This window comes from Enhygromyxa salina (assembly GCF_002994635.1).
Lineage (GTDB): Bacteria > Myxococcota_A > Polyangia > Nannocystales > Nannocystaceae > Plesiocystis > Plesiocystis salina_B.
This window is the reverse complement of record NZ_PVNL01000130.1, coordinates 109108-122886: the sequence shown is the minus strand read 5'-3', so window position 1 is coordinate 122886 and position 13779 is coordinate 109108. Positions and strand designations below refer to the sequence as shown.

10 protein-coding genes and 1 pseudogene are annotated in these 13779 nt (G+C 68.6%); 6 read left to right on the top strand and 5 right to left on the bottom strand.

Annotation, left to right across the window (positions count from 1 at the left end):
- Window position 1: 1 nt before the first annotated feature.
- Window positions 2–712: a tRNA (N6-threonylcarbamoyladenosine(37)-N6)-methyltransferase TrmO gene (gene tsaA / locus ENSA7_RS33850; RefSeq protein WP_106093545.1), complete on the top strand. Its 711-nt coding sequence runs from the start codon at window positions 2–4 to the stop codon at window positions 710–712.
- 71 nt (window positions 713–783) lie between these two features.
- On the opposite strand, the gene ENSA7_RS33845 is transcribed toward tsaA, so the two are convergent.
- From ENSA7_RS33845 to ENSA7_RS33830, 4 genes are all read right to left on the bottom strand, one after another.
- Window positions 784–2031, bottom strand: a complete 1248-nt coding sequence (locus tag ENSA7_RS33845; protein WP_106093544.1) for a serine hydrolase domain-containing protein — start codon at window positions 2029–2031, stop codon at window positions 784–786.
- Between the two features lie 543 nt (window positions 2032–2574).
- Window positions 2575–3381 (bottom strand): response regulator, encoded by an 807-nt coding sequence (locus ENSA7_RS33840; RefSeq protein ID WP_106093543.1) that lies wholly within the window; start codon window positions 3379–3381, stop codon window positions 2575–2577.
- 79 nt (window positions 3382–3460) lie between these two features.
- The gene (locus tag ENSA7_RS33835; protein ID WP_181234371.1) at window positions 3461–4834 is read right to left on the bottom strand and encodes a MiaB/RimO family radical SAM methylthiotransferase; all 1374 of its coding nucleotides are present in this window, start codon (window positions 4832–4834) and stop codon (window positions 3461–3463) included.
- A gap of 31 nt (window positions 4835–4865) precedes the next feature.
- Window positions 4866–6293 (bottom strand): sodium/proline symporter, encoded by a 1428-nt coding sequence (locus ENSA7_RS33830; protein WP_106093541.1) that lies wholly within the window; start codon window positions 6291–6293, stop codon window positions 4866–4868.
- Between the two features lie 31 nt (window positions 6294–6324).
- Between ENSA7_RS33830 and ENSA7_RS33825 the strand changes: the two genes are divergently transcribed.
- The 3 genes and pseudogenes from ENSA7_RS33825 to ENSA7_RS45550 all read left to right on the top strand — a co-directional run.
- Entirely contained in the window at window positions 6325–7650 is a 1326-nt protein-coding gene (locus ENSA7_RS33825; protein ID WP_106093540.1) for a hypothetical protein, read from the top strand.
- Window positions 7650–8282 carry an HD domain-containing protein gene (locus ENSA7_RS33820; RefSeq protein ID WP_219908108.1) on the top strand — a complete coding sequence of 211 codons (633 nt, stop codon included), beginning with the start codon at window positions 7650–7652 and terminating at the stop codon, window positions 8280–8282. The genes ENSA7_RS33825 and ENSA7_RS33820 overlap by 1 nt, the downstream gene beginning before the upstream one ends.
- 42 nt (window positions 8283–8324) lie before the next feature.
- A pseudogene (locus ENSA7_RS45550) lies at window positions 8325–8846 on the top strand (Uma2 family endonuclease); the annotation flags it as partial.
- A gap of 58 nt (window positions 8847–8904) precedes the next feature.
- On the opposite strand, the gene ENSA7_RS33810 reads toward ENSA7_RS45550, so the two are convergent.
- Complete coding sequence (locus ENSA7_RS33810; protein ID WP_106093539.1) at window positions 8905–10782, bottom strand: DUF2330 domain-containing protein; 1878 nt, start codon at window positions 10780–10782, stop codon at window positions 8905–8907.
- A gap of 126 nt (window positions 10783–10908) precedes the next feature.
- On the opposite strand from ENSA7_RS33810, the gene ENSA7_RS33805 reads away from it, so the two are divergent.
- Both ENSA7_RS33805 and ENSA7_RS44500 read left to right on the top strand, forming a co-directional pair.
- Window positions 10909–12081, top strand: coding sequence for an extensin family protein (locus ENSA7_RS33805; protein ID WP_146158453.1), 1173 nt, complete (start codon window positions 10909–10911; stop codon window positions 12079–12081).
- A gap of 14 nt (window positions 12082–12095) precedes the next feature.
- A complete protein-coding gene (locus ENSA7_RS44500; RefSeq protein WP_181234370.1) occupies window positions 12096–13736 on the top strand; it encodes a hypothetical protein in 1641 nt (546 codons plus the stop codon).
- Window positions 13737–13779: the final 43 nt, after the last annotated feature.

The following is a 13779-nucleotide window of genomic DNA, read 5'->3' as shown; positions in this document are numbered from 1 at the left end:
CATGTCCCAGCCACCAGACCCGCTCGCGCCGATCTCGATGACCCCGGTTGGGGTGGTGCGCTCGCCGTGGAAAGAAAAATTCTCGATCCCGCGTCAGAGCGGGATGGCCAGCGAAGTCGAGCTGGTCGTCGAGCTCGACCCCGAGCGGATCCCGCCTGAGGCCCTGCGCGGGCTCGAGGAGGCTTCCCACCTGTGGCTGCTGTGCTGGTTTCACGCCTGCGCCAAAGCGGGCTGGCGACCGACCGTGCGACCGCCACGCCTGGGCGGCGCCGCGCGACTGGGGGTGTTCGCAACCCGAGCGCCGCACCGACCCAACCCGATCGCGCTGTCGCTGGTCCGGCTGCTCGCCGTCGAGGATCGCCAGCTGCGGGTGTCGGGCGGCGACCTGCTCGACGGCACGCCCGTGCTCGACATCAAGCCGTACCTGCCGTGGGCCGAGCTGCGCCCGGACGCGAGCTGCGAGTGGGCCCCGTCGGCGCCTCCTGGGCTAGCGGTCCGGTTCTCGACCAGCGCCGCGGCCCAGCTCGCCGCCCACCCTCACCCCGATCAGCTGCGCACGCTGATCGCTCAGAGCCTCGGCTGGGATCCCCGACCGGCGCATCAGCGCAGCAATTCAGACCGGGAGTTCGCGGCCGCGCTGCTCGATGTCGACGTTCGGTTCCGCGTCGACGAACACGGCGTGCTCGTGCTCGGCCTGCTCAGGGTCGCGTAGCGCACCCCAGGTCGCCGCGCACCAAACAGCACCAAGTGCCACGATCGCATTACGCGCAATTCGAGCTCTCGCTAGTCGTCGTCGCAGCCGTCGCCTAGCTTGGCGGCCTCGAAAGCCGCCAGCACCGCGTCCATCTGGTCGATCCCGAACGGATTCTCGGGATCGTAGACATCGGACAGCCGCACGACCACGTACTCCTCCTCGGGATCGACAAATAGCAATTGCCCAAAGGCACCGAATGCCATGAACCCATGCTCGCTGGCGCTCGGGAGCATCTTTCCCTCGAATTCCGTTCGCGCAGGGATCGACGGCAGCACCGAGTGCCCGTCGTAATTGCGCCACCACAGGTAGCCGTACGCGTCATTGAGGCCCGAAGATGCCTCGAGCGACTCCTGCACGAACGCCTTGGGGATCACCTGCTGGTCGTTCCAGCGCCCCTGGCGAAGGTAGAGATAGCCAAACTTGGCCATATCACGGCACGTCGCCGATAAACCCCGATACATGAGGGGATTCCCGGCGCTGTCCCGATCCATGGAGACATTCATGCCGATCTTCTCAAACAACTCGGACTGCGCAAAATCCTCGACATCCTCGCCGACCGCGACCTCGAGGATGGCCTCCAGGGACTGGGTGGCATGGTTGCTATACTCCCAATGGTCACCAGGCACATCGGACTGGCCGAATGCGAGGGCATAGGCGGTCTCGTCTTCGACGTTGGTCACCACGAACAGATCAGTGAAGAAGTCCCACTCGCGCCCAGATGTCTGGCTCATGATCTCCAGAATCCGCACGCTGGCGCTGCTCGTCCCCTGCCACGCTGGAATGTAGTCTGACGCCGGATCTGCGATATCCAGGAGCCCCTGGCCCTCGGCGACGCCCACGATCGCGCTGGTCACTGACTTCATTGCCGACATGATGTCGGGTACGGGGGTCGCGGCGTCATACCCGCCCCAGTACCACTCACCGACCAGGGCACCGTCGTGAATGACCACCACACAGCTGGAATTGACTTGTTCGGCCACCGTCGCTAATTGCGCGAGCCCCTCGGCTGACAACCCATGTTGCTCCGGCGCCTCGACGCTCCAGTCTGGCGCTGGGTATTTGTGATGATGATGATGATGATGATGATGATGATGCTTGGGCTTCTTTTTACCTCGCTTCTTCTTCTTGCCGTGATGGCCGTGGTGACCATTATGGCCATTATGGTTGCCGTGGTGTTGATGCGAACGAAGCTCGCTCTCTCCCTCGGAACTATCGCGTGCATCACATGCGACGAGCGAGGCCACAGCGAACACGACAACCAGCGATGCTTGCCCCATACGACACAGTATGTACGGGCAAGTCCCGAAGGCGCAACATTGGACCTGCGTCTATTCAGACACTCAGGGTCGGCATTCAGGAACACGCCGAATAGCTGCGCTGCAGCCCGCTTCGTCACTGTCACATTGACCAGGGAGTGGCCCAAAGATCCGTGCGGAAATCGCTCTTTTTGCATGCCAACGGGGGTTCGCGCCTCGCTCCGCTCGCAATGGCACCCGCCCTATCACCACGCTCAATGGGGGGCGGCAAATTGCCCCACGTTTACCCATACGGTCAACATACCTCAAAGTCGGAACCCGAGGGTGCTTGTCGGTCTTTCGCGTCCGTCGCGCTCGCGGAGAAAGCGCGCCCTGTCGTGAGGACCCGAGCTCGCCCTGGGACGGATGGGTTCGCTGCCCACGATGAACCAGTCTACGAATGGCGCCTGCAAGCGGGCAGAAGCCTGACCCGAGCCGAAACCAGCCAGTCTACGAATGGCGCCTGCAAGCGGCGAGGAGCCTCGCCCGAGCTGAAAACAGCCCGCTCGCCCGAGCTCATAACAGTCATTCGTCGCGCGTGAGCGCGACGGTGGCGTATGCGGCGGCGTCGTCATCCGAGCCGTCCGCGTCGTCGATGTCGCTGTCGTCCCCGAGCTCGTCGTCGTCGTCGAGATCCTCGAGATCCTCGAGATCACGGAATCGATAGCCGACTCCGCGCAAGGTCTCGATGTAGCGGCCGACGTCGCCGAGTTTCTTGCGCAGGCGGGTCACGTGGGTGTCGACCGTACGCGTGGTGAGGCCCGCGTGCATGCCCCAGACATCCGCGAGCAGGGTGTCGCGGGTCTGGACCCGGCCCGCACGCGACAGCAAGGTTGCGAGCAAGCGAAATTCCAGCGCCGTCAGCCGGACCTCTTCCTCGTGGACCCAGACTCGGTGGCTGGAGATATCCAGCTCCAGCGCGCCGTTTTGCAGGCGCGAGGGCTCCTCGGCGGGGGCCCGCACGCGCCGCAGGATCGCCCGTACCCGCAACAACAGCTCGCGCACCGAGAACGGCTTGGTCACGTAGTCGTCGGCCCCGACCTCGAAGCCAACGACCCGGTCGAGCTCGTCGCCGCGGGCCGTGAGCATGATGACGGGGACCGGTCGAGTCCGCTCGGAGGCGCGCAACTGCCGACAGACCTCCGTTCCGGGGAGATCGGGCAGCATCAGATCGAGCAGGACCAAGTCCGGAGGAGGATCCAACGCCGCTGCCTCGAGACCCGCGCGTCCGCTGGCAGCCCGGCGTGTGGCGTAGCCCTCACGCTGCAGGTTGAATTCCAACGTATCGAGCAGGTCCTGCTCGTCTTCAACGATCAGGATGGTGGTCGGCATCGAGCGCTTAGTAGCACGTATTGGTCACAACTCCGTGACGAGTTCCCAAATCTCAGGTCACGCCGAGCGAGTCCTAAGTTCACTCCACGAGCCGGCCGCTCAGCCGATCGCCCGTGCGCGAGTCGGCGCGTACGCGCACCCGCTGCCCGAGCAGGCGATCGGGCCCGTCGAGGAAGATCCGCGCGTAGTTGTCGGCCAGGGCCACCAGGGCGCCCGTGGACCGATGTCGGTGCTGGAGGATCACCGCCGACCGCTCGTGTCCGAGCTGTGCCTGCGCGAACGCCCGATGGTTACTCGCGACGCGATCGCGCAACACTCGACTGCGATCCGCGGCACGCTCTCGTGACACTCGGTCGCCCATCGTCGCGGCCGGCGTGCCCTCGCGCGGGGACCAGACGAACACGTGGGCGAAGGGGATCGCCGTGACCTCGAACAGCGCGAGCGTGCGCTCGAACGCTGCGTCATCTTCGCCGGGGAACCCCACGATCACGTCTGTGCCCAGCCCGATACCCGGCGCGGCGGCCCGCAGCCGCGGGATCAGCTGCTCGAGGTCCGCGACACGGTGGGCCCGTCGCATCGCCCGCAGGATCTGATCATCGCCACTTTGAACGGGCAGGTGGATGTGTGGACACAGGCCAGCCCCAGCCGAGTCGACCCCGCGTCCGAGCAGCTCGACGAGCGGCGCGTCGACCTCGTGTGGATCGACCGAGCCGAGCCGCAGGCGCGCGCCCGGATGCTCGCGCAGCAATGTGGCGACGAGCGCGGCGAGCCCCCCCTGCCCGACCCGATCAGCCCGGAGATCGGCCCGCAAGTCCCGACCCCAGCTGCCCAAGTGCGCCCCCGTGAGCACCACTTCCGGCGCGCCCGCTCGCAGCAGCGTGGCCAGCTGCGCGCTCGCTAGCTCGGGCGGCGCGCTGCGGCTGCGACCACGCACGCTGGGGACCACGCAGAAGCTACATTGATAGTCACAGCCGTCCTGGATCTCGAGCAGCGGACGGGTTCGCTGCGGCGCCGTGGCCGGCGGGCGGGTCCACAGCTCGGGTCGCGTCTTTCGAGTCAGACGCGCGACGGACACCAGCGCGCCAGCGCCCGCCTGGCGCGGGCGCGGCCCCGTCCCGAGCTGCTGCAAGACATCGAGCAGCTCGGGCCCGCGCTTCTCGACGTTGCCGATCACCGCGTCGAGCTCGGGCATGGCCGCGAGCTGCTCGGGCGCCGCGTTGGCGTAGCAGCCCGTGATCACCAGGCGAGCGTCGGGGTTGCGGCGTCGGACCCGGCGGATCGCCGCGCGGGCGTCGGCGTCGGCGGCGTGGGTGATCGTGCAGCTGTTGAGCACGTAGACCTGCGCGCGCTCGACCTCGACGGCCTCGTGCCCGCGCGCGAGCAGCTGCTCGACGATCGCGTCGGTCTCGGCCTGGTTGAGCCGGCACCCGTGGGTCTCGACGGCGAAGCGCACGGCGGGAGTATGCTGGTTCGAGCGCGCGCGGTCACCTTGGCCCTGGCCGGCGATCCGTCCCCGCGTAGGCCAGCGCCAGCGCCACCACGAACGGCAGCACCCGCTCGAACACCCCGCCGTTGGTGACCGACCACAGGTGGGCGGCCACGCTGAGCGCGAACCCGGCCAACATCGCCGCGAGCACCGCCCACGCCCGTGGTCGCCCACGCCACACGGTGACCAACAGCAACGGACCAAAGGCCGAGCCCATCGCCGTCCACGCAAACAGCACCGAAGAGAAGATGGTCTCGTCGACCCACAGCGCGACCAACAACGCGCCGGTCGAGACCGCGAGCACCGTCGCCCGAGACCGACGCAGCTGCGCGCGTGGATCGAGCTGCGCGGCCCCGGCGTCGCCGAGCAGATCGTGGCTGATCGTGCTGGCCGCGACCAACAGCTGGCTGTCGGCGGTCGACATGATCGCCGACAGCAAGGCCGCGACCATGATCCCGGCGAGCACCGGTGAGAGCAGCAGCTCGGTGCCCCGCAAGAACGCGTCCTCGCGGCTGGCCAGATCCGGCGCCAGCGCCCGCACGCTCCAGCCCAGCACGATCATCCCGGCGTAGATCAGCACCGCCCAGCTCAGCGAGATCCGACGCCCAACGACGACGCCACGCTCGTCCCGCAGCGCCATGAAGCGATTGACCACGTGCGGCTGGCCCGGATAGCCCAGGCCGATCCCGAGCAGCCCCAGCACGAAGCCGATCGCCGCCGCGCCCGGGAGCCCCTTGGTCGCCGCCGCCCACAGGCCCTGGCCATCGCTGTCCAGGCTGGCCAGGATCCCCGCGGGCCCGAGCTCGTAGAGCGCAGCGACCGGCAACAAGATGGCAGCGACCACCATCATCAAGCCCTGCAGCGTGTCCGTCAGGCTGACCGCCCAGAACCCCCCGAGCATCGTGTAGAGCACGACGATCCCACCCCCGAGCAGCAGCGCCCACTCGAAGCGCATGTCGAAGGTGTCGGCGAACGCCTTGCCGGCCCCCTGGAACTGCGCGGCGACATAGGTCAGCAAGCTCAGCAAGATGATCAGCGAGGCAACGGTGATCACCGCCCGACGCCGCTCGCTGCCGGGCGGGCCGGCGAGCAGCTCGGTGACGGTGATCGCCCCCTGCTCGCGGGCGACCCGGCGCAGGGCTGGCGCGAGCACGAACCAGTTGAGCGCGAAGCCACCCACGCAGGCGGGCAGCAGCCAGATCGCCGCCAGCCCAAACCCGTAGGCGAACCCGCTGACACCGATCAACGTCCACACCGACGACGAGCTGGCCGAGGCGCTGAGCGCCGCGACCACGGGCCCGAGCGAGCGGCCGCCAAGGAAGTAGTCGCTGTCATCCTTGGCGAGGCGCTGGGCGATCACGCCGATCGCGACCATCGCCAGCTGGTAGGCGACCAGCGTCCACAAGATCGCCTGGGTCCGCGACACGGGCGGAGTGTAACTCGGCTACCATGCGGCGATGCCTCGGCCCGTCCCCGCGCTCGCGCAGCTGCTCGCCGCCAGCCTCGTCAGCGTCACGCTCGGTTGCGCGGCCCCGTGCACGCGCGTGCAGGACAGCCACACCGCGTTTCGCAAGGCCACCCTGCCGGTCACTGGCAACGCGCGGCCGACCCCAGGTGTGAGCGACGGCCAGCCGCACGCGAGCGTCTCGATCCCCTATGAGCTGATCGACGCGATGATCGCCAAGCAGCTGGGCCGCCTGCCCACGCTCAACGTGCCCGTGCCCGCCGTCGCCGGGGTCTCGCTGGGCAACCTCGGGGTCGCCGTGCAGTCAGTGCGCGCGCGCCCGGCCCCCGCTGGCGAGCTCGGGTTTCGGGTGACGATCGGGCTCGAGCAGGGCAAGCGCGCGGTCATGACGGTCGACGTCGACGCGCGGGTCCGACCGCAGCTGAGCCCCGCCAGGGGCATGCTGAGCGTCGCGCTGTCGGGCCGCGACGTGATCGAGCTAAAGCCCAGCATCTCGGCCCAGTCTCGCAAGCAGCTCGGCGACTGGATCTGGTCGCAGATCCCCGGCGCCGCCAAGATGGTGGTCGATCGCGGGACCGTGGGCGCGCTCGCGGGGGAGCTCGCCGACCAGCTCATGGGCCAGGCCTCGCGCCTGCTCGAGCGCGACCTGCTCGATGACTTGGGCGAGCTCGCCCGGTTCGAGTTCGATCTCCCCGATGAGCTGCCGGTCGGCGCGATCACGCTGACCGCCGCCGAGCGCTACCTCGACATCGATCTGCGCACGACCCTGCGAGTCGAGCATGGCCTCGCGCCCGGCCACGCGCGGCGGGCCAACCTGCACCCCAACCTGATCCAGGCGCGAATCTCTGGCGACACGGTCGCGGCCCTGGCCAATCATGCGATCCGCGAGGGCCGGATCCCCGAGCGCTGGACGCTCGAGGGCGAGCCCAGCCCAACTGGTGAGCTGTACGCGGGCGTCGGCTGGGCCGAGGGCGCCTCGGATCCGCTCGAGGTCCACCTGTGGAAGCTGAGCAGCGACTGCGCCCACGTGGTCCTGCGCGGCGAGCCACACCTGAGGGTGGTCCGCCGCGAGCTCGAGCTCGGGACCGAGCAGGCCAAGGTGCACAGCGTGGTCGGCAGCGCCAAGGTCCGCGCGGGCCTGTTCTTCTCCAAGGCCGCCCGCCGCGGGGTCTCGCTGATCGAGCGCACCGCCGCCAGCACCGAGGTCGAGATCGGCGGGACCACGATGAACGCCCAGATCGCCGCGGCCGAGATCGACGGCGACGAGCTGGTGCTCGGCCTGCAGCTGTCGCCGGCCCCGGCCAAGCGGGGGCGATGATGAGCACTTCGCCCGATCCTGCGACCCGCTGGGCGACGCTGCGCGGCGGCGATCCGCGTGAACCTGCGCTGCTGCGCGAGGTCGCGGCCCGCTACGCCGAGCCACACCGGGCCTACCACGGCCTGAGCCACCTCGACGCGCTCGCGCGGCTGTACGCGGACGTGGACCGCGGGCCTGGCTGGGTCCACCCCGCCGAGGTCAAGCTCGCGATCTTGTTGCATGACGCCATCTACGAGCCGGGCCGCAGCGACAATGAAGCCCGCAGCGCCGCGCTGGCGGGCGAGCTGCTCGCGGGCTGGCCGGTCGAGATCAGCCGGGTCCAGGCCATGATCGACGCGACCGCGGCCCACGACCGCGCCGACACCAGCGGCGATCCCGACCTCGCCCACTTCCTCGACGCCGACATGGCGATCATCGGGGCGCCACCCGCCGTGTACGACGCCTACGCGCAGGGGGTGCAGCGGGAGTTCGCCAAGATCCCAGCCGCGATGTTCCGCGCGGGGCGGCGCGCGTTCGTGGCCGCCCAGCTGGCCCGGGCGTCGCTGTTTCAGACCGTGTTCTTTCGTGATCGCTACGAACGCCAGGCCCGCGAGAACCTCCAGCGCGAGCTGGCTGCGCTCACGACCACGTGAAGCGCCGCCAGCGTCCCGAGCGACTGAGCTATCATCGCGTTCGTGACTGGCTCCGCGCGCCGCCGCTACAGCTACGCGGCCTATCTCGAGCTCGACGAGACCAGCAACGTCAAGCTGGAGTACTTGAACGGCGAGATCTTCGCGATGGCCGGCGGGACCCCCGAGCACGCCGCGCTCGCCATGAACATCGGCATCGCGCTGGCCGCCGTTCGCGACCACGGTTGTCACATCTGCAGCTCGGACCTCCGGATCCGCGTCCTCGCCACCGGGCTCGCCGCCTACCCCGATGTCACGATCGTGTGCGGCCCGATTGAGCGCGAGCCCGCCAGCCAGACTACGATCACGAACCCCACGATCATCGTGGAGGTCCTGAGCGACAGCACCCAGGACTACGACCGCGGGGCCAAGGTCGAGCACTATCGCCAGATCCCGTCACTGCGGGCCGCCCTGCTGGTCTCGCACGATCGCGCCTCGATCGAGGCGTGGCGGCGTGGCGAAGACGGCAGCTGGTCGCGCTCCGAGCACGGCCGAGGGGCCGTGCTCGAGCTGCCCGGAATTGGCGTGCAGCTGGCCGTCGACGAGGTCTATCGCGGCGCCCTCACGGACGCCCGCGAGTGGACGCTCAGTCGCGGCGACGCCGGCGGACGCCCCGACCGACCGACAGGCCGATCGATCCGAGCAGACCCAGCAGCCCGAGGCCGCCGAGGTCGCGCTCCGAGTTGGTGCCGGTCGAGCACGCGCAGGACGACCCTTCCCCGTTGATCCCCGGGCCGGAGGTCCCGTCATCGTTGCCCGTCCCGCCACCGCCGTCGCCGTCGCCGTCGCCGTCGGTGGAGTCACCGTCACCGCCACCGTCTCCGTCACCATCACCGTCTCCGTCACCATCGCCGCCGGGCGGCCACCCGTTGCTCTGGTTCCAGTCCGCGAGCAGCTCGTTGATGAGATCGGTCCGATCGCTCAGGTTCTGGTTGGGTCCGACCATCACGCCGAGCTCGACGTCCTCTTCCCACGGCATCTCGTCGCCGCCGACATCCGGCCACACGTTCGGGCTCGGCATGTAGATCTCGCGCCCGTCGGGCAGCGTGAACACGGCCCCGCCCTCACACAGCAGCTCGCGCGTGGCGATGCGGGTGTTGTCGACGTCAGCCAGCTCGGTGTTGGTGTGGAAGATCGGGTCGACGGTCATCTCGTTGGGCGAGATCGTCGTGTACATGCGGGTCAGGTACGGCCAGGTGTCGAGCAGCTCACCGGCGTGGATGCCAGGCTGGATCACCCGCTGATCGAGCGCAGCCGAGAACGCCGCGGCGTCCCACGCCATGTCGTCGATCAGGCCGGCGTAGCAGAGCATGCAGCTGTAGAAGTCACCTGGCTCGACGCCGTCGGGCACGGGCAGATACTGGGCCATGAGCCCCTCGACCAGCGGGTGCATGGAGCACTCGATCGCGTTCCCGTCGTTGAAGCAGCTCATCAGCCCCTGCAGCTCCAGCTCGTCGCCGACGGCCTCCGGGGTGTTCTGCATGCCCGCGAACGGGGCCGCGTTCCAGTTGAATTCGACCAGCCCGCTCTTCGAGACCACGCCGCTGCCGCCCGCGTACTCGGTCACGAACGCGTTGCCCTCGGCCGCGAACGCGTCGACCGCGAGCGACACGACCTCTTTGTAGTTCGCCCCCAGCGACAGCCAGTTGATCTTGAGCGGGTTGACCAGCACGTGGCGGTAGTTGGACGGGATCGCCCGGGCGTCGGACAGGAAGAACACCCGCACGTTCATGTCCTCGGCCGCGGCGATCCGGGTCAGCTTGAGCGGCACGCAGGGCTCGTCGCCGTCGTACTTCAGCACGATCGGGTGGATCTCCGACACCTCGGTGTTCATCGCCAGCTTGAGCGCGACGAACAGGTAGCCGGCCTGCAGGTACTCGTCGAGGATCGGCTCGGCCGCTGGATCTTGCTGGTAGTCGTTGTCGCCCAGCCAGGTCATGACCCCGGCCACGTCGCCGCCTTGCAGCACCGCGATCTCGTAGGCGCCGACGACCTCCTGGAAGACCACCATGGGATCGCCGTCACCGTCGCCGTCGCCGTCGCCGTTGTCGCCGTCACCGTCGCCCGTGCCGCCCGGGTCGCCGTCCTCGCCCGAGTCCCCGCACGGCTCGCTGAAGGTGTTGAAGCCGTAGATCGGGACCGTGCCCGCCAGCATGTTCTGAAACAGCGCCTCGGACCCGACAGAGAACTCGGGCACGACCTGCATCGGGATCACCCACGCGAACTTGTCGGCGTCGGCCTCGGGGTCGTACTGGATCTGGATGTGGGCCTCGACGCTGGTCTCATCGATGATGAACAGGATGTTCTCGCCGGTCTGGTCGACGGGCATCGACATCGGGCCGTTGTCACAGAAGGTGCCACCGCAGGCCTCCGCCGTGGGTGCCCCGAGCAGCACGAAGGGCACCGCGGCGAGCATGGCTAGAGGGGTAATCGAGGCCGCGAAGGGTGCGAAGATGCGCTTCATGCTGGAACTCCGGTGAACATGTACCCCGACCGTGGCGAAGCGATCATGGCCACGACGATTTTGTCGTCCCGCTGCTCGAATTCGCGCAGCTGTGTGGGCGGCGCCGCAGACGTCTATGATCCGGAGATGCCGGGTTGGACTCGTTCACCATCGATCGTCGCGTTGCTGGGAGCGACGGGGCTGTGCGCCTGTCTCGAGATCGAGATCCGGCCGCTCGGGGACGATGGCACCAGCTCCGACAGCGGGCCCACCAGCGAGGCCGGCGACTCGAGCGACTCAGTCGGCGACGGAGACGACGGCGACGGAGACGACGGCGACGGCGACGGCGACTCCGGCGATGGTGACTCCGGCGATGGCGACGGCGATCCCAGCGCCTGTGATCCCACTCCGTCGAGCTGGGATCCATGGATCGGCGGACCGTGCGTGAGCGACCTCGACTGTGCCTACGAGGGCAGCGCGTGCCTGCGCGAGGACGAGGGCTGGCCGTGCGGGACCTGCTCGCAGCCCTGCGAACAATTTTGCCCGGACATCGACGGCGCGCCCGAGAGCTTCTGCGCCGATCAGGCCCTCGTGGATCCGTTCGCGCCCGACTCGGGGGCGTGCCTGCAAAAGTGCGATCCCAGCTTGCTCCCTGGTGGCGGCTGTCGGCCTGGGTACGGCTGCACGCTCGTCGAGCGCCACGCCGATCCCGGGGTCTGGGCCGCCGTGTGTCTGCCCAAGGAATTCGCGCCGCCGCTGAGCGAGTGTCAACAAGCCCTCGACGACGCGGGCTTGCTGTGGGTCCCCGCTCACATCCCGCTGGATCACCCCGACACCAACCCCGAGCTGGACTGCGTGATCGATGAGCCGGTGCGCCTGTACTCGCCGATCAACGGGATCGACTACCGCTATGTCAGCAGCGAGAAGCCCAGTCCGCTGCTGGTCTCGTGCGAGATGGCGCTGGCGCTCGACATGCTCAGCGAGCTGCTGCAGAGCAAGGACGCGATCGAGGTCGCCCACATCGGCACCTACAACTGCCGGGTGATCGCCAACACCAACACGCTGTCGGAGCACAGCTTCGCCCACGCGATCGATCTGGGCGGCTTCACGCTCGAGGGCGGGCAATACCTGTCCGTGTTGGATGACTGGGAGGACGGCGTCGCCGAGCCCGTCACCTTCGCGGGCCAGTGGCTGAAGGATCTGACCGACCAGCGCCACGAGCAGGGGATCTTCAACATCATCCTGACGCCTGAGTACAACGCCGCGCACGACAACCATTTCCATGTGGATCTCACCCCGGGCGCCGACTTCTATGAGTGACGTATACTGGCGCGGTGACGCTGGCCTGCCGTTCTCGATCGCTGTTGCTGCTCGTTTGTGCTGGCGTGCTCAGCTGCGCGGATGATCGTGCGGACGTTGGCGAGGCTGACGCGAGCACCGAGACTGGGGATGGCGATGGCGATGGCGATGGCGACGGTGACGGTGGAGATGGGGATGGCGACTCCGGCGATGGCGATGGCGATCCCGGGGACGGCGACGGCGACGGCGACGGCGACGGCGATGGCGATGGCGATGGCGACGGCGACGGCGACGGCGACGGCGACGGCGACGGCGACGGCGACGGCGACGGTGACGGCGACCAGGAGTGTGTCCCAGACGCGCTGATCCACGCCCCTGCCCCGGTCGATCTCGACGGTCTGCACGCGGTCCCGATCGACATCCTCGACCTGGACGCGAGCTTCGAGTTCGATGTCGCGGGCGGCACGGCGTACGTGGTCGGCACCCTCAGCTTCCAGGTTGGCGACGAGGGCGGGCACCCGCTGCTCGATCTACGTCAGACCCACGAGTCGCTCGTGCTCGACGGCGAGCTGATCGACAACGCCCTGCTCGCGCGCCACGACTTTGGCGCTGGCTGGGCGCAGGGCTTCTCGATCCTCGCGGTCGAGCTCGAGGCCTGCTCCGTCCACGAGCTGGAGTTCGGGTACCCGCTCGCGCTGCCCGACGCGCCGTTCGCCTCGGGGCTGAGCTTCGCGCCCGCGCCTGCCCGCGTGTACTTCGACCTGTTCATGTCGGATCTCAACCCGGGCCGCTACCTCGAGTCATGGCTGCCGGCCAACATGCCCTGGGATCGGCACCCGCTGCACATGGGCCTGAGCCTCAGCGGAGCAGGTGAGCCGCATGAGCTGCTCAGCAACGCCGAGGTCGAGCAGCTCGCGCCGCACGAGTGGCAGCTCGAGTACGGCGACGCGACCACCGCGATGGCCCCGATGGTGCTGATCTTCCCGGCCGCGGATCTGGACGTGGCCAGCGGCGTCCACGTGGCCGCCAACGGCCAGGACATCCCCTACGAGATCTGGGTCAACGACAACCTCGGGACCCCGCCCGCCGCCTACGTCCCGCAGCTGATCAGTGACCTCGACGCGTTCGTGACCTCGACCGGCGACTACCCGCACCCGCGCGCGACCGCCTACCTGTACCAGACCAACCGCTCGATGGAGTACGCGGGCGCGACCACCTCCTCGCCCGCCGCGTTTGGCCACGAGATGTTCCACAGCTTCTGGGCCCGCGGCCTCGAGCCCGCGACCTACTCCGACGGCTGGATCGACGAGGCCTGGGACATGTTCAACACCACGAACGGCGTCGCGTTCGTGCCGATCGCGTTCAACTGGAACGCGGGGCCCGTGCAGCTGTTCGATCCCCACCCGTTCGCCCGCGATACCCCGGATGCCTCGTACTCGAGCGGGCGCCTGCTGTTCGCCGGGCTCGCCGACGTGCTCGGGGTCGACGTGCTGCGCGGGTCGATGGCTGACTTCTACGTGGCGGGTCCGGTGCCGCGATCGATCACGACCGCGGAGCTCGAGCGGTTCTTGTACTGTGAGAACGGCGAGCTGCCGGAGATCCGCCAGGCGTTTCACCGGTTCGTGTACGGGCTCGGCGGCGTCGCGGCGGCGCCGGATCTCGACTACTGCGGCTGAGTCTTTCGACGAAGTGCCACGGTCGCTGCTCGGGTCCTGTGGC

Excerpts from the sequence above, each read along its gene's own strand:
- tsaA (WP_106093545.1), top strand. The coding sequence starts at position 2 with ATGTCCCAGCCACCAGACCCGCTCGCGCCGATCTCGATGACCCCGGTT.
- ENSA7_RS33845 (WP_106093544.1), bottom strand. The coding sequence starts at position 2,031 with ATGGGGCAAGCATCGCTGGTTGTCGTGTTCGCTGTGGCCTCGCTCGTC.
- ENSA7_RS33840 (WP_106093543.1), bottom strand. The coding sequence starts at position 3,381 with ATGCCGACCACCATCCTGATCGTTGAAGACGAGCAGGACCTGCTCGAT.
- ENSA7_RS33825 (WP_106093540.1), top strand. The coding sequence starts at position 6,325 with ATGCCTCGGCCCGTCCCCGCGCTCGCGCAGCTGCTCGCCGCCAGCCTC.
- ENSA7_RS33820 (WP_219908108.1), top strand. The coding sequence starts at position 7,650 with ATGAGCACTTCGCCCGATCCTGCGACCCGCTGGGCGACGCTGCGCGGC.
- ENSA7_RS33810 (WP_106093539.1), bottom strand. The coding sequence starts at position 10,782 with ATGAAGCGCATCTTCGCACCCTTCGCGGCCTCGATTACCCCTCTAGCC.
- ENSA7_RS33805 (WP_146158453.1), top strand. The coding sequence starts at position 10,909 with ATGCCGGGTTGGACTCGTTCACCATCGATCGTCGCGTTGCTGGGAGCG.